The organism is Myceligenerans pegani (assembly GCF_014892515.1).
Lineage (GTDB): Bacteria > Actinomycetota > Actinomycetes > Actinomycetales > Cellulomonadaceae > Myceligenerans > Myceligenerans pegani.
Genome location: NZ_JADBGR010000094.1, coordinates 1 through 25,290 on the forward strand (window position 1 = coordinate 1; position 25,290 = coordinate 25,290).

Sequence of the window (25,290 nt, forward strand, 5' to 3'; positions counted from 1 at the left end):
CCGATGCTCCACAGCATCGGTGTCTCGAACGTGAGTTTTCCTCGCCACATCGTGCCGATCCAGTTGAAGAACTTCACGCCGGTCGGGATGGCGATGAGCATCGTCATGAACGCGAAGAACGGCAGCAGGACCGCGCCGGTCACGTACATGTGGTGCGCCCAGACCGTCACCGACAGCGCGGCGATCGCGATGGTCGCGTACACCAGGCCGACGTAGCCGAAGATCGGCTTGCGGGAGAAGACCGGGAGGATCTCCGAGACGATGCCGAAGAACGGCAGGGCGATGATGTACACCTCGGGGTGGCCGAAGAACCAGAACAGGTGCTGCCACAGCAGCGCTCCGCCGTTCTCCGGGTTGAACACCTGCGCGCCGAGCCGGCGGTCGGCCCCGAGGGCGAACAGCGCCGCGGCCAGCGGCGGGAACGCCATCAGCACCAGGAGGCTGGTGATCAGCGTGTTCCAGGTGAAGATCGGCATCCGGAACATGGTCATGCCCGGCGCCCGCATCGTGATGATCGTCGTGATGAAGTTGACCGCACCGAGGATGGTGCCGAAGCCGGCCAGCGCGAGGCCGAACACCCACAGGTCTCCACCCAACCCCGGACTGAACGTCGTCGACGACAGCGGCGCGTAGGCGAACCAGCCGAACGAGGCGGCGCCCTGCGGGGTGAAGAACCCGGCCGAGGTGATGATGCCGCCGAACAGGAACAGCCAGTAGGCGAACATGTTCAGCCGCGGGAACGCGACGTCGGGCGCACCGATCTGCAGCGGCATGATGACGTTCGCGAAGCCCGCGAACAGCGGGGTGGCGAACAGCAGCAGCATGATCGTGCCGTGCATGGTGAAGAGCTGGTTGTACTGCTCCTTGCTCTGCACCAGCTGGATTCCCGGTTCGTACAGCTCGGCGCGGATGACGAGTGCCATCAGACCGCCGATGCAGAAGAACAGGAACGACGTGATCAGGTACATGTACCCGATCGTCTTGTGGTCGGTGGACGTGATCCAGCTGACCACGACCTTGCCGAAGGACTGCCGGTCCTCGCGCAAGCCGCGGACCGCGTCCGCGTGGGTTGCGGTGGCCATCAGTGCTCAGCCTCCTCGGCGTCGATGGGACCCTGCTCGCGGACGAGGTCGAGGCCGAGCTCGCCGACCTGACCCGCGGCACGCAGTTCTTCCATGTGCGCGTCGAACTCCTCCTGGGAGACGACCTTGACGTTGAAGAGCATGCCCGAGTGGAACTCGCCGCAGAGCTCTGCGCACTTGCCGGCGTACGTGCCCTCGCGCGTAGGGGTCACCTGGTAGTAGTTGGTGCGGTGCGGGATCATGTCCTCCTTGTAGAGGAACGCGGGGATCCAGAAGGAGTGGTTCACGTCCCGCGAGTCGAGCTGGAACTCGACGGTCCTGTCCACGGGCAGGTACAGCGTGGGCGCGTCGACGTCCGTGCCGGGCTCGCCGTCGACCAGCTTGTCCTCGGTCACGCCGCCCGGGTCGGCCTCGTGCTCGCCGTACTCGTAGACGCCCTCGTCCAGGTAGTTGAAGTCCCAGCTCCACTGCTTGCCGATGACGCCGATGTGCACCTCGGCCTCGGCCTCGGGCTCGATGATCTCGGTCATCACGCGGTCCGTGTGCCAGAACAACGCCAGGACCATCAGCGTCGGCAGCACGGTGTACATGATCTCGAGCGGCATGTGGTACCGGGTCTGCACGGGCAGCCGGTGGTCGTCCCGGCGCTTGCGGTAGGCGGCGACGCACCACAAGATCAGGCCCCACGTGATCACGCCGACGGCGAGCGCGGCCACCCACGACCCCACCCACAACTGGGTGATGTCGGCGGTCTGGTTCGTCACCTCCCCGTTCTCATAGCCGGGGAGATAACCGCGCTGGACGGTTTCACTGGCGCAACCGGTGGCCAGCCCCGCGACGACGACGGCGAGCGCCGACGCACGCAGAGCGGCCCGCTTGGTGCGGGTCGAGGGCTTCGAGTGCAAGGGTGGCCTTTCACGTCTCGTCCGGCGGTGCGTACCGGCGCACGACCACGACGTGCACCCGGGCTCCACGCAGAACCATCTGATAGGTGGCAGCCTAGCGCGCCGGGAGTGGTCGCGATGACCCACAGAGCCCGGGGCAAGTGTGACGAGTCACGCACTCGGCGTCCTTCGTCCTCGCTGTTCGGACACACATGCTTCACGTGTCAGAACGTCACGTCGGAATGCCGCGCCGCAGCCGGACGGTGAGCGTCCAGACCCCGTCGGACTCCGTGGCGGAGACCGTCTCGTGGCCCCGCATGCGGGCCCAGGCGGGCACGTCGTGCTGCGCGGCCGGGTCGGTCGCGAGCACGGAGATCTCCGCCCCACCCGGGAGCTCCTTCGCCCGGGCGGCCAGCCGGATGACGGGCAGGGGGCAGCGCAGCCCTCGCGCGTCGACCGTCTCGGTCACAGCCCCCGCACCCCCAGCGCGTCCCGCACGCGCTCGACGGCCGGCGGCAGCACCGCGAGGAATCGCTCGACGTCCTCGGCCGATGTGGTCCGGTCGAGCGCGATCCGCACGTTGCCGTGCGTGAGCACGCCCATCGCCGCGAGCACGTGCGACGGTTCGAGCGTGCTCGCCGTGCAGGCGGAGCCGGAGCCGACGGCGAACCCCTGCCGGTCCAGCTCCGTGACGAGCGCCTCGCCGTCGACGTAGAGGAACGAGAAGGTGACGACGTGCGGGAGCCGGTTCTCCGGATCGCCGACGACCTCCACATCGGGCACGCCGGCAACCACGGCGCGGATCCGGTCCACCAGCTCACGCCGACGCGCGCCCGCGGCGTCGAGGTCGGCCTGGACGGACTCCAGCGCGACGGCCGACGCGAAGGCGAGCGGCACGCTCACCCCGCCGGGCGCCCACGGCTCGGCGTCCTCGGGCCCGACGTCGGGCAGCCGCACCCGTCCACGCGCGGCCAGTACGCCGACGCCGGACGGGCCGCCCCAGTCGGCCGGATCCGCCGCGAGGAGGTCCCAGGTCTCCGGGACGCGCGCGTGACCGAGGCTCGCCCCGGCGTCGACCAGCAGGGGAACGCCGGCCGCACGGGCGGCGTCGTGCACCTGCTCCACGGGCTGCAGCGTGCCGACCTCCCCGTTCGCGTGCTGGAGGGCCGCCAGGGCGACGCCGGGTCCCGCCACCGCGGCGGCGAAGGCGCCCGCGTCCCCGCGGCCGAGGCGGTCCACGGGGATCGTCTCGCGCCTCCCCGCCGCGTCGGCGGCGTGCAGCACCGCCGCTCGTTCGGTCGCGCCGACGACGACCCGGTCGCCCGCGCGACGCCGGCCCGCCGCGCCCGCCAGGACCGCGCGGTGCAGTGCGGCGGTGTGGCTGTGCGTGAACCGGACCTCCTCGGTGCGCGCCCCGAGCACGGCGGCCACCGCCTCGCGGGCGCCGTCGACGAGCCGCGCCGCCCGGCGGCCCTCGGCGTGCAGGCGCCGGGGGTCGGCCCAGCCGTCGTCGAGCGCCTGGAGGAACGCCTCACGCGCGAGCGGGTGCCAGGGCGCCCGGCCCCCGTTGTCGAGGTGGACACGGCGTGGCGGGGAACTCTCCATACGGCCCATCCTCCCTCCTGCCCGCGGTCACCGATCCGATGCGGTCGGTGAACGGACGACGACGGCGGCCGCCCGGTCCGTACGAGGACCGGCGACCGCCGTCGTCGGGGAGATCAGCTGAACGAGCCGCCGCAGGCGCAGGCGCTGCCGGCGTTCGGGTTGTCGATCGTGAAGCCCTGCTTCTCGATGGTGTCCGCGAAGTCGATGGTGGCGCCCTCGAGGTAGGGGACGCTCATCTTGTCGACCACGACCTCGACGCCGCCGAAGTCGCGCAGCGCGTCCGCCTCGAGCAGGCGCTCGTCGAAGTACAGCTGGTAGATCAGGCCGGAGCAGCCACCGGGCTGCACCGCCACACGGAGGCGCAGGTCGTCGCGCCCCTCCTGCTCGAGCAGGCTGCGTACCTTGTCGGCCGCGACGTCGGTGAGGTTCACGCCGTGGGTGGCGATTTCGGAGGCGGTCTCGGTCATCTCTGCTCCAGCTCCTGCTCTGGCGCGCATGTGCGCTGCCTTGGCGGTCTTCTCGGGGGCTCGTAACACCGGCCCGTCACGTTCTGTTCCCGATCCTACGCCCGCATCCGCGATGGCTCCGTGACGGGAGTCACGCCCAGCCCGGCGTCCACGACCGGGCGACCCGGGCGACGTCGGCGTCGTGCACCTCGTGGGCGCCGCTGACGCCCGCCGCGGCGAGTTCGCGCCGGCTCACCTCGACCCGGCCGGCGAGCGCCACGACCGGTACGGCATGGGGCGCCGCGGCCGCGGCGGCCTCCGCGACCGGGCCGGCGCGCAGCGTTCCGGCGTCGAGCACGTCGACCCAGGCGGCGGCGACGTCGGATGCTCCGACGGCCGCCGAGAGGGCGCCGGCCTCGGCGGCCGGGAGCGCGGAGCGGGGCGCGGGTGGGCCGGGTGACTCCGGGGGCGGGGCGCCGACGGTCAGGCGGGTGCCGGCGACGACGACGGGCCTCGGGGCGGGCGCCGTGGTGCCGGCGGCCTCGTCGCCGGTTCGGGAGCCGGACGATTCCGGGCTTCCGTCGGACGCGGAGCCACCGGCGAGCGGCGCGCCGCCGGAGGTGGCTGCCGCGGGCGAGGCCGGCGGCGCGCCGCCGACGCCGTACGGTTCGGCGTCGACGCCGGGCGCAGCGGCGCGCCACGCCGACGCGAGCCGGCGCGCCGCGACCTCGTCCTGTGCCACCACGACCACACGCATGGCCCGAGGTTAACGCTCCGCGCCGGGCCTGTGGATCGGGACCCGGGCGTGGTGACGGGGTGTGTCACCATGGTTTCGTGAGCACCCTGCTGGAGAACTTCCGCGAGCCCGCGCCCTCCCCGCTCCTGCTGCTGGGGCAGGGGCGCGACCTGAGCTCGGAGCGTGGTGTCGAGTGTCCCGGCGACCTGCCGGCGCCGAGCGACCCCGATCTCGTCGAGCGCGCCCGCGCGGCGCGTGCGGCCCTCGGCGAGAAGGCATTCGTCCTGGGTCACCACTACCAGCGCGACGAGGTCATCGACTTCGCCGACGTCACCGGCGACTCCTTCAAGCTGGCGCGCGAGGCGGCGGCCCGCCCCGAGGCCGAGTACATCGTGTTCTGCGGCGTGCACTTCATGGCCGAGAGCGCGGACATCCTCACGTCGGACGCGCAGCAGGTCGTGCTGCCGGATCTGGCGGCGGGCTGCTCCATGGCGGACATGGCGGAGATCGGCCAGGTCGAGGAGGCCTGGGCCGTGCTGCAGGACCTCGGCGTGGCCGGGGACACGATCCCCGTCACGTACATGAACTCCTCGGCCGCGATCAAGGCGTTCACCGGGCGCCACGGCGGCACGGTGTGCACGTCGTCGAACGCCGAGGTGGCGCTGCGCTGGGCGTTCGATCAGGTGGGCGGCACCAGAGGCGTGGAGGGCACGGGCAAGGTGCTGTTCCTGCCGGACCAGCACCTCGGTCGCAACACCGCGGTGCAGAAGCTGGGCCTGTCGCTGGACGACTGCGTCGTCTTCGACCCGCGCAAGCCCGACGGCGGCCTGACCGCCCAGGAGCTGGCGGACGCCCGGATGATCCTGTGGCGCGGCCACTGCTCGGTGCACGGACGGTTCTCGGAGCAGAACGTCACGGACATCCGGGCGCAGGTGCCGGACGTGAACGTGCTGGTGCACCCCGAATGCAGGCACGAGGTGGTCACGGCGGCCGACTACGTGGGCTCCACGGAGTACATCATCAAGATGCTGGACGCGGCCGAGCCCGGCTCGTCGTGGGCCGTGGGTACCGAGCTCAACCTGGTGCGCCGCGTGGCGCGCGAGCACCCCGATCTTCAGGTCCACTACCTGGACAAGACGGTGTGCTTCTGCTCCACCATGAACCGGATCGACCTCCCGCACCTGGTGTGGGCGATGGAGTCGCTGGTGGCGGGCCGGATGGTGAACCGGATCGTGGTCGACGCCGACGACGCGCACTGGGCCCGGGTGGCGCTCGACCAGATGCTGGCGCTGCCGGGGAGCTGAGCCGGACGCGGTGCGCCCGGAGCGATCCCGGGCCGCCCGCACGACGACATCGACGACGACATCCACGACACATCACGAGGAACGCGCACAACGACACAGACGGCGGCCGCCGGGCATCCGGCGACCAGGACCTCCGACGAGGGAGTACGGGATGCGATGAGCGGCAACGGCGGGCTGCGGGTCGGAATCTTCGTTTTCGACGGGGCGGAGGAACTCGACGTCGTCGGCCCCTTCGAGGTGTTGTCGGTCTGGGCGGACCACTCCGGCCTGCGGCCGACGGTGTCGACGTTCTCGTGGGACGGGGGCGGCGTACGGCTCGCGCGCGGCCTGCGGATCGTCCCCTCCCACTCGGCCGACGACGTCGGGCCGCTGCACCTGCTCGTCTATCCGGGCGGCATCGGCACCCGGGAGCTCATCGAGCAGCCCTCCCACCTGGACTGGCTGCGCGCGATCCGGAAGCAGACGGCGGTGGTCGCCGGCGTCTGCACCGGCGCGCTCCCGCTGGCCGCGGCCGGGATCCTCGCCGGCCGCGTGGCCACGACGCACCACCACAGCTTCGACGAGATGGTGCAGCTCGACCCGAGCATCATGATCGACACCGAGGCCCGGTTCGTGGATGACGGCGACGTCATCACCTCGGCGGGCGTCGCCGCCGGGATCGACATGGCGCTGCACCTCGTCTCCCGCCTGGAGACGCCGGCCGTCGCGCAGGCGGTGCGGCGCGTGATCCAGTACGAGGGAGCCGCCGAGCCGTGGTTCGGCGGGACGCCGGGCCCCGGCGGCACCATCGGGCACGAAAGTACCTAGTACCGATGGTGTCGGGTATAGCCTCCGTCCTATGACTCGGATGTTGCAGCTCGCGTGGACCGGGATCTTCCCCCGGAAACAGGTGACCGGCCGCTCGCTCCTGGACCCGTCCGTCTACACGATGCGCGTCCTGCCGCAGGACCTCGACCTGCTGATGCACGTCAACAACGGCTCGTACCTGCAGCTGATGGACGTGGCGCGGTTCCGGCACGTCGCCGAGATGGGCGGGGCGGCGCTGGGCCGCGAGAAGGAGTTCGGCGCCGTCGTGGCGGCGTCGACCATGAAGTACCGCCGGTCGCTGAAACTGTTCGACCGGTTCCAGCTCACCACACGGGTGCTCGGCTGGGACGAGCGCTGCTTCTACATGGAGCAGGTGTTCACGCGCCGGGAGAAGCTCTGCGCGCGCGGCATCGTCGCCACGCGGTTCCTGCACTCGCGGACGAACGACCGCCTCGCGCCGGCGACGATCGTCGGGTGGCTCGCCGAGGCGCACGGCCTGGCGAGCCCGCCGGAGAGCCCGGCCCTGCCCGACGACGTCGCCGCGTGGGCCCGCGTCATCGGCGTGGCCCCGCGAGCCCAGGCCGACGCCTGACGGGAACGCGCGTCAGAGGCCCTTCGCCACGTTGCTCAGGAGCAGGGCCTCCGCCAGGACCACCTTCTCCAGTTCGCCCAGGTGGACCGACTCGTTCGCGCCGTGCGCGCGCGAGTCCGGGTCCTCGACGCCGGTGACCAGGATCGCCGCGTCCGGGAAGACCTCGAGCAGGTCGGCGATGAACGGGATGGAGCCGCCCACACCGATGTCGACCGGCTCGGTCCCCCACGCCGTCGCGAACGCGTCGCGCGCCGCGCGCATCGCGGCCGAGTCGCCCGGGGCGAGGAACGGCTTGCCGGTCTCCTTCAGGGTCCAGGTCACCGTGGCGCCGAACGGCACGTGCGCGTGGATGTGCGCCTCGAGGGCCTTCGCGGCGGCGTCGGGGTCCTGTCCCGGCGCGAGCCGCAGCGACAGCTTGGCCCGTGCGCTCGGCGTGATGGTGTTCGACGCCTCGCCGGCCGGTGTCGCGTCGATGCCCAGGACCGCCAGGGTCGGCTTGCACCACAGCCGACCGGCGATCGAACCGGTCCCGGCGAGCTCGACGCCCGGCAGCAGGGACGAGTCGGCGCGGAAGTCCTCCTCGGTGTAGTCGACCTCGGGCTCGGGCGCGGTGACCAGTCCCTCGACCGCCACGTTCCCGGCGTCGTCGTGGAAGGTCGCGACGATCCGGCTGAGGAGCGTCAGCGCGTCGAGCACCGGACCGCCGAACATGCCGGAGTGCACGGCGTGCTCCAGGACCCGGACCTCGACGTAGCCGTCGACCAGGCCACGCAGCGACGTCGTCAGCGCCGGGACACCGACCTTCCAGTTCATGGAGTCCGCCACGACGATCACATCCGCGCCGAGCAGGTCCCGGTACTTCTCCAGGAACGCGCGGAACGACGGCGATCCGTCCTCCTCCTCGCCCTCGACGAACACCGTGACACCGCAGGCCAGGTCCTCACCGAGGGTGCGCAGCGCGCCGAGGTGCGCCATGAGCCCCGCCTTGTCGTCAGCCGCGCCGCGCCCGTACAGGCGCTCCCCCACCCGGGTGGGCTCGAACGGCTGGGTGTTCCAGGTGGCCACGTCTCCCGGGGGCTGGACGTCGTGGTGCGCGTACAGCAGCACGGTCGGCGCGCCCTCGGGAGCGGGGCGGCGCGCCACGACCGCGGGGGCGCCGTCGGACCCGTCCGGTTTGGGGGCGCGCAGGATCCGCACGTCGGGCAGTCCGGCGTCGCGCAGCAGTGCCGCGACGGCCTCGGCCGACGCCGCGACATGTGTCTGGTCGAAGCCCGAGAAGGCGACGCTCGGGATGCGCACGAGCGACTCGAGGTCGGTCCGCAGCGCGGGGAACAGCTCGGCGACGCGCTCGCGCAGCGCGGTGGCGTCGACGGGCGCGATGGAAGGGGTGCTCGGTTCAGTCACGCGGCCCACGGTACCCGCGGCGTGCCCGGCAGCGACTACGATTGTTCGGTGTTCTCCCGCAGCAAGTCCCCCAACCCTGACGTGACCCCGGTCGGCGAGACTCCCGACGAGGTGACCGAGCAGCCGGCGCCGGGCAAGGGCCGCGCCACGCCGAAGCGCAAGGACGCGCAGGCCGCGAACAAGCGCCCGCTGGTGCCGAACGACCGCAAGGCGGCGCGCCAGGCCGCGCGTGAGAAGGACCGCAAGGCCCGCGACCTCGCGATGGCGGCCATGCAGAACCCGACCGATCAGAAGCTGGCGCGCCACCTGCCGCCGCGGGATCAGGGACAGGTCAAGGCGTACGTGCGCGAGCACGTCGACGCGCGCTGGAACCTCGGCGAGTTCTTCCTGCCGGTCGCGATCGTCATGCTGCTGGGCTCGTTCCTGGCGAGCCAGATGGCCGAGCTCACGATCGTGCTGTTCGTCGGGATGTACGGCTTCCTGTTCCTGACCATCATCGACGCGGTGGTCATGTGGCGGGGGCTGAAGAAGCGGCTGCTGGCGAAGTTCGGCGAGGTGCCGGGCGGCACGATGATGTATGCCGTCTCCCGCTCGTACCAGATCCGCCGCTCCCGCCTGCCGCGCCCCGTCCACAAGAAGCACGGCAACTTCCCGAGCTGACCGTCCTGGCCCGCACGCCCCAGGACGACGGCATGGCCACCGGCGGATGATCGCCGGTGGCCACGCCGTCACCGATCCGGCCGGCGACCGTCGTCAGGCGACGCGCGTCTGCGGGGAGTTCTCCGCCGTCTTGCCCGGGTCGCGCTCGACGACGCCGCCCAGGGCCTCGTCGATCTTCGTCATCAGCTCGGCAGGAATCTCCACGCCGGACGCCTTGACGTTCTCCGCGACCTGCTCGGGCCGGGAGGCACCCACGAGCGCCGCCGCGACGTTGTCGTTCTGCAGCACCCACGCCACGGCGAGCTGCGCCATGGTCAGGTCCAGCTCGTCGGCGATCGGCTTCAGGTTCTGCACGGCCGCGAGGACGTCGTCGTTCATGAAGCGGGAGATCATCTTGGCCCCGCCCTTCTCGTCGGTCGCCCGCGAGCCCTCGGGCGGCGCCTGGCCCGGCACGTACTTGCCGGTCAGCACACCCTGGGCGATCGGCGACCAGACGATCTGGGAGATGCCGTTCTCCCGCGACGCCGGGATCACCTCGTCCTCGATGACCCGCCACAGCATCGAGTACTGCGGCTGGGACGAGATGAGCTGGAAGCCCAGGTCCTTCGCCAGCGCGGCACCCGCACGGATCTGGTCCGCGGTCCACTCCGAGACGCCGATGTACAGCGCCTTGCCCTGCCGGACGAGATCGGCGAACGCCTGCATCGTCTCCTCGAGCGGCGTCTCGGTGTCGTACCGGTGGGCCTGGTAGAGGTCCACGTAGTCCGTGCCGAGCCGGGTGAGCGACCCGTTGATGGACTCCATGATGTGCTTCCGCGACAGGCCCGTGTCGTTGGGGCCGCCCGGGCCGGTGGGCCAGTAGACCTTGGTGAAGATCTCCAGGGACTCGCGGCGCTCCCCCTTCAACGCGTCGCCGAGCACCTGCTCCGCCTTCGTGTTGGCGTACACGTCGGCGGTGTCGAACGTGGAGATGCCCGCGTCGAGCGCCGCCCGCACGCACTGCGTCGCGATGTCGTTCTCCACCTGGGAACCGTGGGTGAGCCAGTTTCCGTACGTGATCTCGGTGATCTTGAGACCGCTGTTGCCGAGGTACCGGTAGTTGACCATGCCCGCACCCTATGACCACGTCGCCACGATGTTCGAATCGAATCGATGTCGAACGCCCCGATTTCGCGTCAAGGGAACACACACCCGGCCGCCCCGGTTGTCCACGGCGATGAGCACGCACACGTCCCCGCAGCTGTCCGTCCTCGACCTGGTCCCGGTGCGCACCGGCCAGAGCAGCGCCCAGGCGCTCGCCGCCTCGCTCGGCCTGGTCGCGCTCGCCGACCGGCTGGGTATGACGCGGTACTGGTTCGCGGAGCACCACAACATGCCAGGCGTGGCGGCGTCGTCCCCGCCCGTCATGATCGCGGCCGCGGCCGCCCGGACGGAACGCGTCCGCGTCGGCTCGGGCGGCGTGATGCTGCCCAACCACGCGCCGCTCGTGGTCGCCGAGCAGTTCGCGGCGCTCGAGGCGCTCGCCCCCGGCCGGGTGGACCTCGGCCTCGGCCGGGCGCCCGGCAGCGACCCCGTGGTGTCGTCGCTGCTGCGCTCCTCGGGTCCGACGGCGGACGTGGAGCGGTTCCCGCAGCACGTGCGGGACATCCTGGCGATGATGCGGCCCGACGGCGCGCGCCTGCGCCTCACCACCGGGAACCTCTACGACGTGCGGGCCACGCCGGCCGCCGCCGGATCCCCCGCCGTCTGGCTGCTCGGGTCCAGCGACTACTCGGCGCGACTCGCCGCCGAGCTCGGCCTCCCCTACGTCTTCGCCAACCACTTCGCCGGTCAGGGGATGGAGCAGGCCGTGCGGCTGTACCGGGAGAACTACGTGCCCAGCGAGGCCTGCCCCGCCCCGCGCACGTTCCTCACCATGAACACCGTGGTCGCGGACACCGCCGAGGAGGCCCGCGAGCGCGCCCTCCCGCAGCTGCGCGCCTTCGCCCGGATGCGCACCGGCCGCGCCATGCGTCCCGTCGAGACGGTCGAGGAGGCGCTGGCCGACAACCCGGACCACGTCATGACGACGACCGTCGAGGCCCTGGCCGACCGCTGGCTCATCGCCGACCCGGACTCGGCCGCGGCCGAGCTGCGCCGCCTCGCCGCCGCCCACCAGGTGGACGAGGTGATGATCGTCCCGGTCGCCGGCTCCCGGGAGGACGAACCCCTGGACACCACCCCGGGGCGCGCCCGCACCCTGGAACTCCTGTCGAAGGCTCTCGCTACGTGAGCCGGTGCCAGGCCCGGACCAGGCGCGGGATCGCCTCCTCCAGGACGTCCGGGGTGTGCGGGAAGGTCAGCCGCACCCGGTCCCGGGAGGAGCCGTCCGGCGTGAGGGCCGGCCCGGCGTTCACCATGACCCCTTCCGCCGCCGCGGCCGCCGCGAAGGCGTGCGCCACCGGCCTGCCCAGCCCCGCCCAGACGAACTGACCACCGCCGGGCATCGGCACGTCCCACGGCAGTGCGCCCCGCAGCGCGCGGACCATCTGGTTCCGGCGCTCGCGGATCCACACGCGCCGCGCGGGCAGGATCTCGTCCCGGAGCGCGATCAGATCCGCCGCGACGAGCTGCTCCATCACGGCGGTGGCGATGTCCGTGCTCTGCCGCGTGCGCACGAGCCGCGCGACGACGTCGGGGTGCGCCCGGATCCACCCGATCCGCAGCCCGCCCCAGAACGCCTTCGACGTCGACCCCACCGTGATCAGGCGTGGCGAGCTCCCGTCGCCGTCGAACGCCGGATTCGCGTCCGGCGGGCCCGACAGCGCCAGGTCCGTCAGCGTCTCGTCCGCGAGCACGGTGACCCCCGTCCGCTCGGCGATCGCCCGCACCGCGGCCCGTTCCCCGGGCGACAGGGAGGTGCCCGTCGGGTTGTGGTGGTCCGGGATGAGGAACACGAGCCGCGCGCCGGTGCGCCGTACCGCCGACTCCAGCAGGTCGGTGTCCAGGCCGTCGTACCCCGCGGGGATGCCGACCATCCGCGCGCCCGCCTCGCGCAGCGCGTCCAGCGCGTGGAAGTACGTCGGTGACTGCACGACGGCGGTGTCGGCCCGTTTCAGCACGGTGCGGACCACCAGGGATATCGCGTTCTGCGCCCCGGTCGTCACGAGCACCTGGTCCGGTGTGGTCGGTACCCCGCGCTCCCGGTACCGCGCGGCCACGGCCTCCCGCAGCGGGGCGAGCCCGTACGGCGCGTAGCCGCCGTGCGCGAGATGCTCGGGCAGCGCCGCCAGGGCGCGCTCGAAGGCCGGGCCCACCTCCGGCACGGCGGGCGCCGTCGCCTGGTTCAGCAGGATGGGGCGGACGGCGCCGGACGGAAAGCCCGGGCCGGCTCCCCGGTTCGGGCCGAGAGGATCGCCGAGCGTGGCGGCGGCGTCGGGAACGGCGACGTCGCCGCCTGCGGGCGCCTCGGCGAAACTGGGCAGCAGCGTCACCGTCCCGGAACCGACCCGGCTGGTGGCGAAGCCGAGGTCGCGCAGCCGCCGGTACGCCGCTGCCGTCGTCGTCCGGGAGACGCCCAGGACCGGGGCGAGCTCGCGCTCGGACGGCAGCCGCGTCAGCGGCGCGATCGTGCCCGACAGGACGGCGGCGCGCAGGGCGTCGGACAGTGCGGTGTACGCGGGGCCGCCCGCGTGCCAGGTACCGAGCAGCCGCGCGGTGGCGGCCGCCGAGAGCTGCCGGTGCGCGGCGGGTGCGATCGTCATGGGGCCACTCTCTCCCAATTGGATATGGAGAACAAGGCCAATCTGCCGCAACCTGGTGCGCATGACTGAACGAACCACCGTCGCGGGACCGTCACGGCCCGCGGGCGGCAGGGCTGTCACGCCCCGCTTCGGGCCCGTCCGGCGCGCCGTGCAGCTCGTGCTGGGGCTGCTGCTGTTCACCTTCTCGATGGCGATGATCATCCACTCCGGACAGGGCAACACCCCCTGGGACGTGCTCCACGAAGGGCTCGTGCGGGTCACCGGGCTGTCGTTCGGCGCCATCGTCCTCGTGGTGAGCCTCGCGGTGCTCGCCTGCTGGATCCCGCTGCGCCAGCGGCCCGGGATCGGCACGATCGCCAACGCCCTGATCATCTCGCTGGCGATCGACCCGTCGCTGGCCGTCATGGAGTTCCTGGTGCCCGACCCCGGCCTCCTCGTCGCCGTACCGCTCGCGCTCGCGGGCATCGTGCTCAACGGCGTCGCGACGGCCGCCTACATCGGGGTGCGTCTCGGGCCGGGCACGCGGGACGGCCTGATGACCGGGCTCGTGGCGCGCACCGGATGGCCGGTGTGGCGGATCCGGACGGGGATCGAGGCGGTCGTGGTGATCACCGGGATCCTGCTCGGCGGCACGTTCGGCTGGTCCACGGTCCTGTTCGCCCTGGCGATCGGCCCGGTGGTGCAGTGGTCCTCCTGGAAGTGGCTGGCGCCCCGCGGGCTGGTGGGCTGACGGCGGGCGTGACGTGGCGCACGCACCAGGAATGCGGGAAGAATCGGCCGGTGCCCGAGGTTGCGCAGGTCATGACCGTGGAGACGTTGCACGATGCGCCGGCCGACGAGCGCAGGTTCCTGTTCGTCCTCGGCAGTGCGCGCGAGGGCGGGAACTCCGAGTCGCTGGCCAGGCGCGCGGCGAACTTCCTCCCTTCCCACGTGCGGCAGGAGTGGATCCGGCTCAGCGACCTCGACATCCCGCGGTTCGAGGACGTGCGCCACTCCGGCGACGGCACCTACACCGAGCCCGCCGGCGACGCCGGCACCCTCTGGAGGCAGACGCTCGCGGCGACCGATCTCGTCGTGGTCAGCCCGCTGTACTGGTACAGCGTGTCGGCGAGCGTGAAGCTCTACCTCGATCACTGGTCCGCCTGGATGCGTGTGCCCGGCACCGATTTCGAGGCCACCATGGGCGGCAAGCGCATGTGGGCGGTGACCGCGTACGCGTCCGACGACGTGACCCTGGTCGACCCGCTCCTCGGCACGCTGCGCAACAGCGCCGGGCGCCTGCGCATGCACTGGGGCGGAGCGCTGCTCGCCAACGGTTCGAAGCCCGGCCAGGCACTGGACGACCCCGCCACGCTCGAACGCGCGGCGGAGTTCTTCGCCGCGGCGGGAGCGAGGACCGGGACGCCGGTCCGCGCCGGCTCGTAGGGCGGACGAACGGCCCCACGCGGACGCGGCCGGGTAGCCGACGTGACCGGCCCGAACCCGAGCGCAACCGGCCTGAACGATCGGGCCGGAACTGGCCTGCCGCCCGGGCCGGTTCGCCCGTAGCGTCGAGCGCATGACGCACACGACCCAGGCCCCACCGGAGAGCGGCACCGGACCCCACCGCGGCGACACGGCGGATCGGAGCGGCGCCGCGGCTCCGTCGTCGGACGCCGTGCCCTCCCTGGACGTGCGCCGGCTGCGGCAGCGTCAGGAGCACGATCCCGAGGTGCTGCGCGAGATCCTGGCCGAGGGGATGTTCGCGCACGTCGCCATGGTGCGCGACGGCCTGCCGGTGGTTCTGCCGTTCCTGTACGGCGTCGGTGACCTGGGCCGGGGCCCGGAGCTGCTGCTGCACGGGTCGACGGGCGGTGGGCTCTTCCTCGACGCCGGTGACGACGGCGTGCCGGTGTCCGTCGCGGTCACGCACCTCGACGGGCTGGTGTACGCGCGGTCGCTGTTCGACAGCTCGGCCAACTACCGCAGCGCGATGATCTTCGGCCGGGCCACGCCCGTCCCCGCCGAGCGGCAGGCGGAGGCCCTCTGGATGATCAGCGACCACCTGATGCCGGGCCGCCGGGCCGAGGTCCGGGAGATGACACGGAAGGAGCGGACGGCCACGCAGGTGCTGCGGGTGCCGCTGGACCGGGCGAGCGTCAAGGTCCGCTGCGCCGGCCCCGGCACCGACGACGGCGAGGACCCCGCGGTGTGGGCGGGCGTCCTCCCGCTCGCCCTGCGCCCCGACGCCTCGCTGACGGACCCGTCCACGGCGGGGTCCACCCCGGTCCCGCCGTCGGTCACGGCCCTCGCGGCCCGCCTGACGGAGCACGCCGCGACCCGCCGCGCGGCCCTGGCGCGCTCGCTCGCCGCCCGAGCTACGGCGTGAGGAAGTCCACGCGGGGACCGGTCGGTTCGCCGTCGTGGTGGAGCTGGGCCGCGGTCGCCCCGGCCTCGGTGAGGGAGCGCCAGTGTTCTCCCAGCCACTGCTCGGCGTCGAACCGGCTCGTGAACACGGGGGTGACGGGCTCCGGGAGGCGCGCGCCCGCGTCGTCGTGCAGCGCCCACTCCCAGCGGGGACGGATGGGCGTGGTCATCCCTGCCTCCCGCTGCCCACCGAACCGGCGGACCGGGTCAGGGCGCGGTTGATCCGTGACGCCCAGAACGGGCCCTGGTAGACGAACGACGTGTACCCCTGGGTGAGGTCGGCGCCGGCGTGCAGGTAGGCGCGGACGTCGTCGGCCGACGTGATGCCTCCGACGCCGATGATGACCGGGCCCTGCCCGAGCCGCTTGCGCAGCCGCGCCACGACCTCGACGCCGCGTGCCCGCAGGATCGGGCCGGACAGGCCGCCGGGACCGCGGTCGTGGCCGACGGTGGTGTTCACCGCCACGACGCCGTCGAGCCCGAGCTCGAGGACGAGGTCGGCGACCGCCTCGACGTCCTCGTCGGCGAGGTCCGGGGCGATCTTGACGAGGAGCGGGACCTTGCGCCGGCCGCTCCGGCCGTCGCGCGCGGAGAGGGCGGCCGTGGCCTCGTCGGCGGCCTCGCGCACGGCGGTCAGGATGGGCCGCAACGCCTCGGTGGCCTGCAGGTCGCGCAGTCCGGGCGTGTTCGGCGAGGAGACGTTGACCACGAGGTAGTCGGCCCACGGCGCGAGCAGCCGTGCGGAGTGGGCGTAGTCCTCGGCGGCCAGGTCGGGCCTGGTCCTCTTGGTCTTGCCGATGTTGGCGCCGACGACGATCGCACGGCCCGCCCTCGTGGTGCGCAGGGCGCGGAGGCGCTCGGCGGCCGCGGCGGCGCCGTCGTTGTTGAAGCCCATCCGGTTGCGCACGCCGCGCAGGTCGAGCTCGCGCCACAGCCGCGGACGCTCGTTGCCGGGCTGGCCGTGCGCGGTGACCGTGCCGATCTCGACGAAGCCGAAGCCGAGCGCGGTCAGGCCGCGGATCGCCCGGCCGTTCTTGTCGAAGCCGCCGGCCAGCCCGAAGGGCGCGGGCACGGTGCGCCCGAACACGCGGACACTGCCTGGCCCGCCGATACCGCGGCCGAGGTACGGGGCGACCGCGCCCTGCACGACGTCGGCCACCACCGGCGCCCTGCCCAGCAGTTCGATCCCCCGGAACGCCAGCTCGTGGGCGCGCTCGGGGTCCATCCGCTTGAAGACGGCGTTGAAGAGCAGTGAGTACGGGAAGCTCATGCCGTGGTCTCCTCCGATCCGTCCGACGGGTGCGGGCCCCGGGCCCCGTGCGCGGCCGGTCCGCGCGTGTGCCACAACCACCACAGGCCTACGAAGGGTAGGACGAGCGGGACATAACCGTACCCCTGCCCGTACAGGCTCCAGACGGTCGATTCCCCGAACACGTCCCGGTTCGCGAGCGACGCCGAGCCGACGGCGAGCACGCCTGCCGCCTCGACGCCGACGGCGCCCCAGGCCGTCTTCCGCCACCGGGGCGACGCACCGAGCGCGAGCGCCACCGTGGCCACCACGTACACGACGGCCGCGAGCGCGGACAGCGAGTACGCGACGGGCGCCTCGGCGAACTTGGTGACGAGCTCGTACGACGAGCGGCCCAGTGCGGCGAAGGCCAGGACGCCGTAGACGGTCACGAGCACCCGGCCGAACCCGGCCCCGGTGGAACGGGCGGCGGCCGGGGGTCGGGTCGCGCCGCGCCCCGCGTCGCCGACGGCCCCGCTCACGCGCCCGTCCAGATCTGCCACAGGCGGTAGTCGAGGAAGGCGACGGTCAGCGCCGCGACGAGGAGCACCACCGAGGACCACTTGGTCCGCTCCGCGAAGGCCCAGGCCGCGGCGATCGGCAGGATCACGAGGGCGGTGGCCATGTACCCCCAGAACAGCAGCGGGTCCGACGGCGGCGCGCCGGTGGCGCTGCGGATCGCCGCGGTGATGGCCTGCGCGATGAGCACGCCCTCCACGATCGCTCCGCCCCAGAGCTGGTTGAGGATGACCGCCCGGTCCTTGACGACGAACCAGGCGGCCCACCCGCCGAGTGCCACGCAGAGCGCGACCAGCAGGATGAGGAGGGGTAACAGCACGGTAGGCAGACTACCGGCGTCGTGGAGCGCGATGAAATCTTGTGCCCTCCATGTCGCTCTTCTCACCCGGCGGCGGCGGTTGTCGCCGCGCGAACGTCATCACGAAGTAGCCTTTTCGTCACGCTCGTGCCTCAACCGGTGGAGCGACGGGGCTTCTTCCGCACGCCGTCGGTCCGCAACCGCCTTCTGAGGAGTTTCGTCATGATCGAGTTCGCGGTGCTGGGATCGATCAGGGTCGGCGCCGTCGCCGTCGGCGGCCGGATGCAGCGGATGCTGCTGGCCGTGCTGCTGGCCCGGGCCAACGAGACCGTGTCGGTGTCCGAGCTGAGCGAGCACCTGTGGCCGGGCGAGCGGCACGAGCGAGCCGATCAGCGCCTGCACCTGCACGTGCACCGGCTGCGCCGGATCCTCGGCGATCCCGGGCGCCTGGCCCACGTGGACGACGGCTACCGGCTGCGGGTGCGCCCCGGTGAGCTGGACGCCGAACGGTTCGACGAGTTCGTCCGGCGCGCCGAGGACTCCCCGGAGGAGTGCGTCGGGCTGGTGGACGCCGCCCTGGCGCTCTGGCGAGGAGAGCCGTTCGGCGGCCTGGACGGCCCGGCCGTCGCCGACGCCGCCGCGCGCCTGACCGAGCGCCGGCTGTTCGCGACGGAGCTGCGGTACGCCGCGGAGCTGCGGCGGGGCCGGCACGCCGCGGTCGTGGCCGAGCTCACGGACGCGGTCGCCCGGCACCCGCTGCGCGAGCGGCCCGCCGAGCTGCTCATGACCGCCCTCTACCGCAGCGGCCGGCAGGCCGAGGCCCTGGCGGTGTACCGCCGCATCCGGCGCGTCCTGGTCGACGAGCTCGGGGTCGAGCCCGGAGCCCGGCTGCGGCTCCTGGAACGGCGGGTGCTGGCCGGCGACCCGATCGAGTCGGACGGCCCGGCCGCGGCCGCCGTCCGGCCGGACCATCCCGTGCCGGCCCAGCTGCCGCACGACGTCGGCGCGTTCACCGGGCGCACCGCGGAGCTGTCCGAGCTGGACGGCGTGGAGCCGCCCGCCGTGGTCGTGATCAGCGGCACGGCGGGCGTCGGGAAGACCTCGCTGGCCGTGCGCTGGGGACACCGGGCCCAGGACCGGTTCCCCGACGGCCAGCTCCACGTCGACCTGCGCGGCTACGGGCCCGACGACGCCGTACCACCCCACGACGCACTGGGCGGCTTCCTGCGGGCCCTGGGCGTCGAGGGGTCCGACGTGCCGACGGTGACGGCCGAGCGGGCGGCACTGTTCCGCACCCTGCTCGCCGGCCGCCGCGTGCTGGTCGTGATCGACAACGCCCGCTCCGCCGACCAGGTCCGGCCCCTGCTGCCCGGCAGCCGGTCCGGCGTCACGATCGTCACCAGCCGGGACGCGCTGACCGGGCTGGTGGTGCGGGAGGGTGCGCGCCGGCTGCACCTGGACCGGATGCCCACGCCGGAGGCGGTGGCGCTGTTCCGGGAGATGGCCGGCGCGGCCGGGTCCCCGGCCACCGACGCCGGCGCGGTCGCGACCGTCGTCGAGCGCTGCGCGCGGCTGCCGCTCGCCCTGCGGGTCGCCGCCGAGCAGCTGTCCTCCCGCCCCGGCATGGACGTCACCCGGCTGGCGGCCGAGTTCACCGAGGACGACCGGCTGGACGCCCTGGACCTGGACGACCCGCACACCGCGGTGCGCTCGGTGTTCTCCTGGTCCTACACGAACGCCGAGCCGCAGGCGGCACGCCTGTTCCGGCTGTACGGCCTGCACCCCGGGCACGACCTCGGACCGCCCGCGATGGCGGCCATGGCCGACCTCGACCTCCCCGCGACGCGCCGGGCCATCGGGTCCCTGGTCCGCGCCGGCATGATCGAGCGGGACGCGGACGACCGCGTGTCCCCGCACGACCTGATGCGGGAGTACGCGCGCGAGCGGGCCCTTGCCGACGAGCCGCCGGACGAGCGGGACGCCGCCCTGCGGCGCCTGAGCAGCTGGTACCTGCACACGGCGGTGACCGCACGCCGTGTCGTGGACCCCGGCCTCGGGCCGATCGCCCTGACCGGGCCGCCGCCGTCCACGGTACCCGCGTTCGCGGACCGCGGCGACGCGCTGCGCTGGTTCGAGGTGGAACGGCCGAACCTCGTCGCGGTGGTCCGGCACGCGGCCGACGGCGAGCCCGCACTCGCCTGGCGGCTGGCGGGGTCGCTGCTGGCCTACTTCTACCTGAGCAAGCACTGGGACGACTGGCTGACCACGCACCGCCTCGGCCTGGCGGCGGCCCGCGCCTGCGACGACCCGTTCGGCAGCGCCCGCATGCTCAACGGTCTCGGCGTCGCCTACAGCGACCTGGGCCGGTCCCGCGAGGCGGTCGCCGCGCACGAGGAGGCGGACGCCCTGCACCGGGTGGCCGGCGATCCGTCCGGGAAGGCCTGGAACCTGAACAACCTCGGCGTCGTCTACGTCGAGACGGGCCGGTTCGCCGAGGCGCTGGAGCGCTACGAGCGCGCGCTCGCTCTGTTCACCACGCTCGGCAACGACCGGGGGCGGGGCCTCGTCCTGTACAACATCGGCGACCTGCACCTGCAGGCGGGCGATCCCGGCCGCGCGGCGGCCCTGATCCGGCAGGCGCTGCGCGTCCAGGAACAGGCCGGCGACCTGGAGGGGCAGCGGTTCGCGCTGCGCGGCCTGGGCGATCTCGCCGGGGGCTCCGGCCGCCACGCCGAGGCCAGGGCCTGCTACCGCCGCGCCCTGGACATCAGCCGTGAGCTGGGCGACCGGCTGCACACCGCCGAGCTGCTCGACCGGCTCGCGCAGGCCGAGGACACCCTCGGCAACCATCGCGTCGCGACCGCCCACGCCGACGAGGCCGCAGGCATCGCCGCGGCGCTCGTGCCGCCCGTCCACGCCCCCGAGCCGGCGGGCGGCGGACCGGACGAGAGCGGGCCCCCCGGCGCCCTGCCCGGCGCCACGGGCAGCTCGCCGGTGCACCGCGCCCGGGACACCGCCGCCCGGGCCCGCGCCGCCACGACCGCCGTCGTACGCCGGGATAGCATCGCGGGGTGACCGACCTTTCCCTCTCCAGCAAGAATCCGATCGCCGTGCGCGCGGACGCACTCGTCGTCGCCACGGCCAAGACGTCCGACGGCGTCGCGATCGTCGCCGACCACCTCCCGGCGGAACTGGTGACCGAGATCGAGGCCATCGCCCCGCAGCTCGGCATCACCGGCGCGCGCGACGAGGTACGCAAGGTCCCGGCCGGGCCGCGGCTCAAGGCCGATGTCCTCGTGCTGACCGGTCTCGGCGAGCGCGCCGAGGACGGCACGTTCGACCCCGAGACCCTTCGCCGGGCCGCGGGCGCCGCCACGCGCGAACTGTCGGGCGTCGCCTCGGCCGCGCTGTCGCTCCCGGCGACCGACGACGCCGAGCTGGCCGCCGTCGTCGAGGGAGCGCTGCTGGGCGCCTACCGGTTCGACAGGTACCGGTCGAACGACGACGCGGCCGAGGAGCCCGTCGGCTCCGTCGAGGTCCTCACCACCTTGGCGCGCGGGGCGAAGGCCAAGCTCGCTGTCGAGCGGGCCGGCGTCGTCGCCGACGCCGTGCACGCGGCGCGCGACCTGGTCAACGCCGCGCCGAACGAGCTGTACCCCGCCACGTTCGCCGACGCCGCGAAGGCCGCCGCCAAGGACGTCAAGGGCCTCAAGGTCACCGTGCTCGACGACAAGCAGCTCGCCGCCGGCGGGTACGGCGGTCTCACCGCGGTGGGGCAGGGCTCCTCGCGCGGGCCGCGCCTGGTGAAGATGTCCTACGCGCCCGCCAAGGCGGCCAAGGACGCCGAGAGGATCGCCCTCGTCGGCAAGGGCATCACGTTCGACACCGGCGGCATCTCGCTCAAGCCGTCCGCCAGCATGGAGACGATGAAGTCCGACATGGCCGGCGCCGCGGCGGTGCTCGGCACGATGGTCGCCGTGGCGCGGCTCGGGCTGCCCGTCGCCGTCACCGCCTACCTCTGCCTCGCGGAGAACATGCCGGGCGGCAACGCGCAGCGGCCGTCGGACGTGATCACGATCTACGGCGGCAAGACCGTCGAGGTGCTCAACACCGACGCCGAGGGCCGGGTCGTCATGGCCGACGGGCTCGCCTCGGCGGTCGAGGACGGGCACGACGTCGTCATCGACATCGCGACCCTGACGGGCGCCCAGATGATCGCTCTCGGGCCGTACACGGCCGGTGTGATGGGCACCGAGTCGGTGCGCGACGAGGTCAAGGCCGCCGCCGACGCGGCCGGCGAGTTGGTCTGGCCGATGCCGCTGCCCGAGGAGCTGCGGCCGAACATCAAGTCCAAGGTCGCCGACGTCGCCAACTCCGGCCCGCGCACGGGCGGGATGCTCAACGCCGGGCTGTTCCTGCGCACCTTCGTGAGCGACACCCCGTGGGCGCACCTGGACATCGCCGGGCCCTCGTTCAACGAGAAGGGCGCGCACGGTTACACCGCTCCGGGCGGCACGGGCATGGGCGTCCGCACCCTGCTGACCTTCCTGGAAGGCCGGGGCGCGAGGTAAGGGATCGCCTTCCGCGCGATCTCCAAGGCTTCCCAGGGGCGGCTGGTCGGCGGCTCCCGGGCCGCCGGCGCGACCCCTCTACTTGCGCCGTTGCGCGGACGTCCAGTCGCGCATGCGCTGGGGGTAGCCGATGAAGCGGACGTTGTAGACGGGGACGCCGAGCTCGCCGGCGAGGTCGAAGGCGGTCTTCTCGTCGGGCACGCGGCGCCGGGTCCACTCCCCCGTCGTGGCCACGAGCAGGATCGTCGCGGGGATCTGGGCGGTGGGCGGTTCCACGTAGGCCTCGACGCCCTGCCGGGTGTCGATGAAGTCGCGCAGGTGCCGCATGGTCTGCCGGCGGGCGTCACCGGGCGGCGGGCCGCCCCCGTCCAGACCGCCACGCGAACGGCGACGGAACAGGCTCGCGAGCGAGAAGCGGGAGGATCTGGGCATGCGGCGAAGACTACCGTTCCCGCCTTGGGAATCACCTGAGAGATCCCCAGGTCGCGCCTGTACGGGGACGCGCGGTGGGCGTCGCCTCGGCACGCACGGTGGCGCGTGCCGAGGCGGCGACCGCGGCGGCGGCACCCACGGCGGCCCTCACGCGCGACCTCCGGACGTGCCGGGAATGTCTCCAGCGTCACACCCCGAATCGACCCCACAAATTGGGGGGTAGCGTTCAAGGTGACAAGATGTCAGGCGGTGCGTCGGGCGCCCACAAGGCTGCCGTGCACCTCCGGAGGACAACCGCTGGAGCGAGGAGCAACGCAGTGCCACCCACGGCAACGACCGCCGGCAACCCCGGCACCTTCGACCTCGTCGTGCTCGGCGGCGGCAGCGGTGGGTACTCCGCCGCGCTGCGCGCGGCACAGCTCGGCCTGAGCGTCGCCCTGATCGAGGAGGACAAGCTCGGCGGGACGTGCCTGCACAACGGCTGCATCCCGACCAAGGCGCTCCTCCACGCGGCGGAGGTGGCCGACGTCGCGCGGGAGGGCTCCCGTCTCGGGGTCCGGACAGCGCTGGACGGGATCGACATGGCCGGCGTCCACGCCTACAAGGACTCCGTCGTGGCCGGCCTCCACAAGGGGCTGCGGAGCCTGATCGCCTCACGCGACGTTACGTTCGTGACCGGGCACGGGACGCTGGTGGCACCGGGCGTGGTGGAGGCCGGCGGCGTCCGCTACAGCGGGCGGCACGTCGTGCTCGCGACCGGGTCGTACGCGCGCACCCTGCCCGGCCTGGAGATCGGCGACCGCGTCATCACCTCCGACCAGGCCCTGACCCTCGACCACGTGCCGGACTCGGTGGTGGTGCTCGGCGGTGGCGTGATCGGCGTCGAGTTCGCCAGCGTGTGGCGGTCCTTCGGCGCCGACGTGCAGATCGTCGAGGCCCTCGACCACCTCGTCCCGTCCGAGGACGTCGCCCTCTCGACGGCGCTCGAGCGGGCGTTCCGCAAACGCGGCATCGGGTTCACGCTCGGCGACCGCTTCGCGGAGGTCAAGCGGTCCGACGACGGCGTGCGGGTGACCCTCGAATCCGGCCGGACGTTCGACGCCGACCTGCTGCTCGTCGCCGTCGGGCGCGGGCCACGCACCGCGGACCTCGGGTTCGAGGCGGCCGGGGTGCGGCTCGAGCGGGGCTTCGTGGTCACCGACGAGCGTCTGCGCACCGGCGTGACGACGCCCGACGGCGGGCACGTGTGGGCCGTGGGCGACATCGTCCCGGGACTGCAGCTCGCGCACCGCGGATTCGCGCAGGGCATCTTCGTGGCGGAGTCCGTCGCGGCGGCGAGCGGTGTCGCGCCGGACGCGTCCGCACCGGGCCTGGGCGAACCGCTGCCCGTCGACGAGACCACCATTCCCCGGATCACGTACTGCGAGCCCGAGGTCGCGTCGGTCGGCGTGACGCAGGCCCGCGCCGAGGATCTGTACGGCGCCGACGCCGTCGAGACCCTCGAGTACAACCTGGCCGGCAACGGCAGGAGCCGCATCCTCGGCACCACGGGCTTCGCGAAGCTCGTGCGCCGCAAGGACGGGCCCGTCGTCGGCATGCACCTGATCGGCTCGCGCGTGGGCGAGCTGATCGGGGAAGGCCAGCTCATCGTGGGCTGGGAGGCGTTCCCGGAGGACGTCGCCTCGCTCGTCCACGCACACCCCACCCAGAACGAGGCACTCGGAGAGGCGCACATGGCTCTGGCCGGCAAGCCTCTGCACGCCCACAACTGACCCAGTAACGACGAAGGAGACCACACCGGTCATGTCTGAGAACGTGCAGCTGCCGGCCCTCGGCGAGTCCGTCACCGAGGGCACTGTCACCCGCTGGCTCAAGAGCGTCGGCGACACCGTCGCCGTCGACGAGCCGCTGCTCGAGGTGTCGACCGACAAGGTCGACACCGAGATCCCCTCGCCCGTCGCGGGGACCCTGGAGCAGATCCTCGTGGAGGAGGACGAGACCGTCGAGGTCGGTGCCACCCTGGCCGTGATCGGCGACGGGTCCGGCTCCGGTGCGGCTCCGGCCGCCCCCGCCGAGGAGGCCGCCCCGGCCGCCGAGGAGGCGCCCGCTCCGGAGGCGCCGGCCGAGTCCGCTCCGGCGGAGGAGCCCGCCGAGGCTCCCGCGGCAGAGGCACCGGCCGCCGAGGCCCCCACCGAGGCGCCCGCGGCCGCTCCGGCCGGTGAGGGCACCGAGGTGAAGCTCCCCGCGCTGGGCGAGTCGGTCACCGAGGGCACCGTCACCCGCTGGCTCAAGGCGGTCGGCGAGGAGGTGGCCGTCGACGAGCCGCTGCTCGAGGTCTCCACCGACAAGGTCGACACCGAGATCCCCTCCCCCGTCGCCGGCACGGTCCAGCAGATCCTGGCCGCCGAGGACGAGACGGTCGAGGTCGGCGCGACCCTGGCGATCGTCGGCGCCGGTGCCGCCGCTCCCGCGGAGCCTGCCGCTCCCGCGGAGCCCGCGGCGCCGGCGGAGCC

At 73.2% G+C, this 25,290-nt stretch carries 26 protein-coding genes; 12 read left to right on the plus strand and 14 right to left on the minus strand.

The window, feature by feature from the left end:
* The 6 genes from IIE03_RS14905 to IIE03_RS14930 all read right to left on the minus strand — a co-directional run.
* A partial coding sequence (locus tag IIE03_RS14905; RefSeq protein ID WP_192863549.1) for a cbb3-type cytochrome c oxidase subunit I occupies window positions 1–1,082 on the minus strand: 1,082 nt, incomplete at its 3' end.
* On the minus strand, window positions 1,082–1,987 hold the full coding sequence (gene ctaC / locus IIE03_RS14910; RefSeq protein WP_192863550.1) for an aa3-type cytochrome oxidase subunit II: 906 nt from the start codon (window positions 1,985–1,987) through the stop codon (window positions 1,082–1,084). The genes ctaC and IIE03_RS14905, both read right to left, overlap by 1 nt.
* 211 nt (window positions 1,988–2,198) lie before the next feature.
* Window positions 2,199–2,435, minus strand: a complete 237-nt coding sequence (locus IIE03_RS14915) for a sulfurtransferase TusA family protein (RefSeq protein ID WP_192863551.1) — start codon at window positions 2,433–2,435, stop codon at window positions 2,199–2,201.
* Complete coding sequence (locus IIE03_RS14920) at window positions 2,432–3,571, minus strand: cysteine desulfurase family protein (protein WP_192863552.1); 1,140 nt, start codon at window positions 3,569–3,571, stop codon at window positions 2,432–2,434. Before IIE03_RS14920 ends, IIE03_RS14915 begins: the two co-directional genes overlap by 4 nt.
* Before the next feature lie 113 nt (window positions 3,572–3,684).
* Complete coding sequence (locus IIE03_RS14925; protein WP_192863553.1) at window positions 3,685–4,038, minus strand: HesB/IscA family protein; 354 nt, start codon at window positions 4,036–4,038, stop codon at window positions 3,685–3,687.
* 130 nt (window positions 4,039–4,168) lie between these two features.
* On the minus strand, window positions 4,169–4,774 hold the full coding sequence (locus IIE03_RS14930) for a hypothetical protein (protein ID WP_192863554.1): 606 nt from the start codon (window positions 4,772–4,774) through the stop codon (window positions 4,169–4,171).
* A 77-nt stretch (window positions 4,775–4,851) separates the two neighbouring features.
* Between IIE03_RS14930 and nadA the strand changes: the two genes are divergently transcribed.
* The 3 genes from nadA to IIE03_RS14945 all read left to right on the plus strand — a co-directional run bounded on the left by nadA (window position 4,852) and on the right by IIE03_RS14945 (window position 7,456).
* On the plus strand, window positions 4,852–6,057 hold the full coding sequence (gene nadA, locus IIE03_RS14935) for a quinolinate synthase NadA (RefSeq protein ID WP_192863555.1): 1,206 nt from the start codon (window positions 4,852–4,854) through the stop codon (window positions 6,055–6,057).
* Between the two features lie 156 nt (window positions 6,058–6,213).
* Complete coding sequence (locus tag IIE03_RS14940; protein ID WP_192863556.1) at window positions 6,214–6,864, plus strand: DJ-1/PfpI family protein; 651 nt, start codon at window positions 6,214–6,216, stop codon at window positions 6,862–6,864.
* Window positions 6,865–6,895: 31 nt separating this feature from the next.
* Window positions 6,896–7,456, plus strand: a complete 561-nt coding sequence (locus IIE03_RS14945) for an acyl-CoA thioesterase (protein ID WP_192863557.1) — start codon at window positions 6,896–6,898, stop codon at window positions 7,454–7,456.
* A 12-nt stretch (window positions 7,457–7,468) separates the two neighbouring features.
* Here IIE03_RS14945 and IIE03_RS14950 read toward each other — a convergent pair whose 3' ends face one another.
* Entirely contained in the window at window positions 7,469–8,860 is a 1,392-nt protein-coding gene (locus IIE03_RS14950; RefSeq protein ID WP_408632850.1) for a dipeptidase, read from the minus strand.
* A gap of 48 nt (window positions 8,861–8,908) precedes the next feature.
* Here IIE03_RS14950 and IIE03_RS14955 point away from each other — a divergent pair, with 48 nt between their 5' ends.
* Window positions 8,909–9,520, plus strand: coding sequence for a DUF3043 domain-containing protein (locus IIE03_RS14955; RefSeq protein WP_192863559.1), 612 nt, complete (start codon window positions 8,909–8,911; stop codon window positions 9,518–9,520).
* Between the two features lie 93 nt (window positions 9,521–9,613).
* On the opposite strand, the gene IIE03_RS14960 is transcribed toward IIE03_RS14955, so the two are convergent.
* Window positions 9,614–10,627 carry an aldo/keto reductase family protein gene (locus tag IIE03_RS14960; RefSeq protein ID WP_192863560.1) on the minus strand — a complete coding sequence of 338 codons (1,014 nt, stop codon included), beginning with the start codon at window positions 10,625–10,627 and terminating at the stop codon, window positions 9,614–9,616.
* A gap of 109 nt (window positions 10,628–10,736) precedes the next feature.
* Here IIE03_RS14960 and IIE03_RS14965 point away from each other — a divergent pair, with 109 nt between their 5' ends.
* A complete protein-coding gene (locus tag IIE03_RS14965) occupies window positions 10,737–11,792 on the plus strand; it encodes an LLM class flavin-dependent oxidoreductase (protein WP_192863561.1) in 1,056 nt (351 codons plus the stop codon).
* Here the strand turns inward: IIE03_RS14965 and yczR are convergent.
* On the minus strand, window positions 11,785–13,263 hold the full coding sequence (yczR, locus tag IIE03_RS14970; RefSeq protein ID WP_192863562.1) for a MocR-like transcription factor YczR: 1,479 nt from the start codon (window positions 13,261–13,263) through the stop codon (window positions 11,785–11,787). The two genes, IIE03_RS14965 and yczR, sit on opposite strands and share 8 nt — an antisense overlap.
* 61 nt (window positions 13,264–13,324) lie before the next feature.
* Between yczR and yczE the strand changes: the two genes are divergently transcribed.
* The 3 genes from yczE to IIE03_RS14985 all read left to right on the plus strand — a co-directional run bounded on the left by yczE (window position 13,325) and on the right by IIE03_RS14985 (window position 15,631).
* Complete coding sequence (gene yczE, locus IIE03_RS14975) at window positions 13,325–13,993, plus strand: membrane protein YczE (protein ID WP_225997813.1); 669 nt, start codon at window positions 13,325–13,327, stop codon at window positions 13,991–13,993.
* Between the two features lie 50 nt (window positions 13,994–14,043).
* The gene (locus tag IIE03_RS14980) at window positions 14,044–14,688 is read left to right on the plus strand and encodes a flavodoxin family protein (RefSeq protein ID WP_318843002.1); all 645 of its coding nucleotides are present in this window, start codon (window positions 14,044–14,046) and stop codon (window positions 14,686–14,688) included.
* A 133-nt stretch (window positions 14,689–14,821) separates the two neighbouring features.
* Window positions 14,822–15,631: a pyridoxamine 5'-phosphate oxidase family protein gene (locus IIE03_RS14985; protein WP_192863563.1), complete on the plus strand. Its 810-nt coding sequence runs from the start codon at window positions 14,822–14,824 to the stop codon at window positions 15,629–15,631.
* Here IIE03_RS14985 and IIE03_RS14990 read toward each other — a convergent pair.
* From IIE03_RS14990 to IIE03_RS15005, 4 genes are read right to left on the minus strand one after another with little or no spacing between them, the layout of a single operon-like run.
* Window positions 15,621–15,839, minus strand: a complete 219-nt coding sequence (locus IIE03_RS14990) for a hypothetical protein (RefSeq protein ID WP_192863564.1) — start codon at window positions 15,837–15,839, stop codon at window positions 15,621–15,623. The genes IIE03_RS14985 and IIE03_RS14990 overlap by 11 nt on opposite strands.
* On the minus strand, window positions 15,836–16,939 hold the full coding sequence (locus IIE03_RS14995) for a quinone-dependent dihydroorotate dehydrogenase (protein WP_192863565.1): 1,104 nt from the start codon (window positions 16,937–16,939) through the stop codon (window positions 15,836–15,838). The genes IIE03_RS14990 and IIE03_RS14995 overlap by 4 nt, the downstream gene beginning before the upstream one ends.
* Window positions 16,936–17,460, minus strand: coding sequence for a hypothetical protein (locus IIE03_RS15000; protein ID WP_318843003.1), 525 nt, complete (start codon window positions 17,458–17,460; stop codon window positions 16,936–16,938). Before IIE03_RS15000 ends, IIE03_RS14995 begins: the two co-directional genes overlap by 4 nt.
* Window positions 17,436–17,795: a hypothetical protein gene (locus IIE03_RS15005; RefSeq protein ID WP_192863566.1), complete on the minus strand. Its 360-nt coding sequence runs from the start codon at window positions 17,793–17,795 to the stop codon at window positions 17,436–17,438. Before IIE03_RS15005 ends, IIE03_RS15000 begins: the two co-directional genes overlap by 25 nt.
* A gap of 201 nt (window positions 17,796–17,996) precedes the next feature.
* On the opposite strand from IIE03_RS15005, the gene IIE03_RS15010 reads away from it, so the two are divergent.
* Together IIE03_RS15010 and IIE03_RS15015 are read left to right on the plus strand one after the other, a co-directional pair.
* The gene (locus IIE03_RS15010; RefSeq protein WP_192863567.1) at window positions 17,997–20,849 is read left to right on the plus strand and encodes an AfsR/SARP family transcriptional regulator; all 2,853 of its coding nucleotides are present in this window, start codon (window positions 17,997–17,999) and stop codon (window positions 20,847–20,849) included.
* A complete protein-coding gene (locus IIE03_RS15015; protein WP_192863568.1) occupies window positions 20,846–22,345 on the plus strand; it encodes a leucyl aminopeptidase in 1,500 nt (499 codons plus the stop codon). The genes IIE03_RS15010 and IIE03_RS15015 overlap by 4 nt, the downstream gene beginning before the upstream one ends.
* 78 nt (window positions 22,346–22,423) lie before the next feature.
* Here the strand turns inward: IIE03_RS15015 and IIE03_RS15020 are convergent, their stop codons facing one another.
* On the minus strand, window positions 22,424–22,777 hold the full coding sequence (locus IIE03_RS15020; RefSeq protein WP_192863569.1) for an oxidoreductase: 354 nt from the start codon (window positions 22,775–22,777) through the stop codon (window positions 22,424–22,426).
* 317 nt (window positions 22,778–23,094) lie between these two features.
* Here IIE03_RS15020 and lpdA point away from each other — a divergent pair, with 317 nt between their 5' ends.
* Both lpdA and IIE03_RS15030 read left to right on the plus strand, forming a co-directional pair.
* Window positions 23,095–24,549, plus strand: a complete 1,455-nt coding sequence (gene lpdA, locus IIE03_RS15025; RefSeq protein WP_318843004.1) for a dihydrolipoyl dehydrogenase — start codon at window positions 23,095–23,097, stop codon at window positions 24,547–24,549.
* Between the two features lie 31 nt (window positions 24,550–24,580).
* On the plus strand, window positions 24,581–25,290 hold a 710-nt coding region (locus tag IIE03_RS15030), incomplete at its 3' end, for a biotin/lipoyl-containing protein (protein ID WP_318843005.1).

Excerpts from the sequence above, each read along its gene's own strand:
- IIE03_RS14920 (WP_192863552.1), bottom strand. The coding sequence starts at position 3,571 with ATGGAGAGTTCCCCGCCACGCCGTGTCCACCTCGACAACGGGGGCCGG.
- IIE03_RS14990 (WP_192863564.1), bottom strand. The coding sequence starts at position 15,839 with ATGACCACGCCCATCCGTCCCCGCTGGGAGTGGGCGCTGCACGACGAC.
- IIE03_RS14960 (WP_192863560.1), bottom strand. The coding sequence starts at position 10,627 with ATGGTCAACTACCGGTACCTCGGCAACAGCGGTCTCAAGATCACCGAG.
- IIE03_RS15010 (WP_192863567.1), top strand. The coding sequence starts at position 17,997 with ATGATCGAGTTCGCGGTGCTGGGATCGATCAGGGTCGGCGCCGTCGCC.
- IIE03_RS14930 (WP_192863554.1), bottom strand. The coding sequence starts at position 4,774 with ATGCGTGTGGTCGTGGTGGCACAGGACGAGGTCGCGGCGCGCCGGCTC.
- IIE03_RS14925 (WP_192863553.1), bottom strand. The coding sequence starts at position 4,038 with ATGACCGAGACCGCCTCCGAAATCGCCACCCACGGCGTGAACCTCACC.
- yczE (WP_225997813.1), top strand. The coding sequence starts at position 13,325 with ATGACTGAACGAACCACCGTCGCGGGACCGTCACGGCCCGCGGGCGGC.
- IIE03_RS14940 (WP_192863556.1), top strand. The coding sequence starts at position 6,214 with ATGAGCGGCAACGGCGGGCTGCGGGTCGGAATCTTCGTTTTCGACGGG.
- IIE03_RS14945 (WP_192863557.1), top strand. The coding sequence starts at position 6,896 with ATGACTCGGATGTTGCAGCTCGCGTGGACCGGGATCTTCCCCCGGAAA.
- IIE03_RS14965 (WP_192863561.1), top strand. The coding sequence starts at position 10,737 with ATGAGCACGCACACGTCCCCGCAGCTGTCCGTCCTCGACCTGGTCCCG.
- IIE03_RS15020 (WP_192863569.1), bottom strand. The coding sequence starts at position 22,777 with ATGCCCAGATCCTCCCGCTTCTCGCTCGCGAGCCTGTTCCGTCGCCGT.
- IIE03_RS14985 (WP_192863563.1), top strand. The coding sequence starts at position 14,822 with ATGACGCACACGACCCAGGCCCCACCGGAGAGCGGCACCGGACCCCAC.
- yczR (WP_192863562.1), bottom strand. The coding sequence starts at position 13,263 with ATGACGATCGCACCCGCCGCGCACCGGCAGCTCTCGGCGGCCGCCACC.
- IIE03_RS14995 (WP_192863565.1), bottom strand. The coding sequence starts at position 16,939 with ATGAGCTTCCCGTACTCACTGCTCTTCAACGCCGTCTTCAAGCGGATG.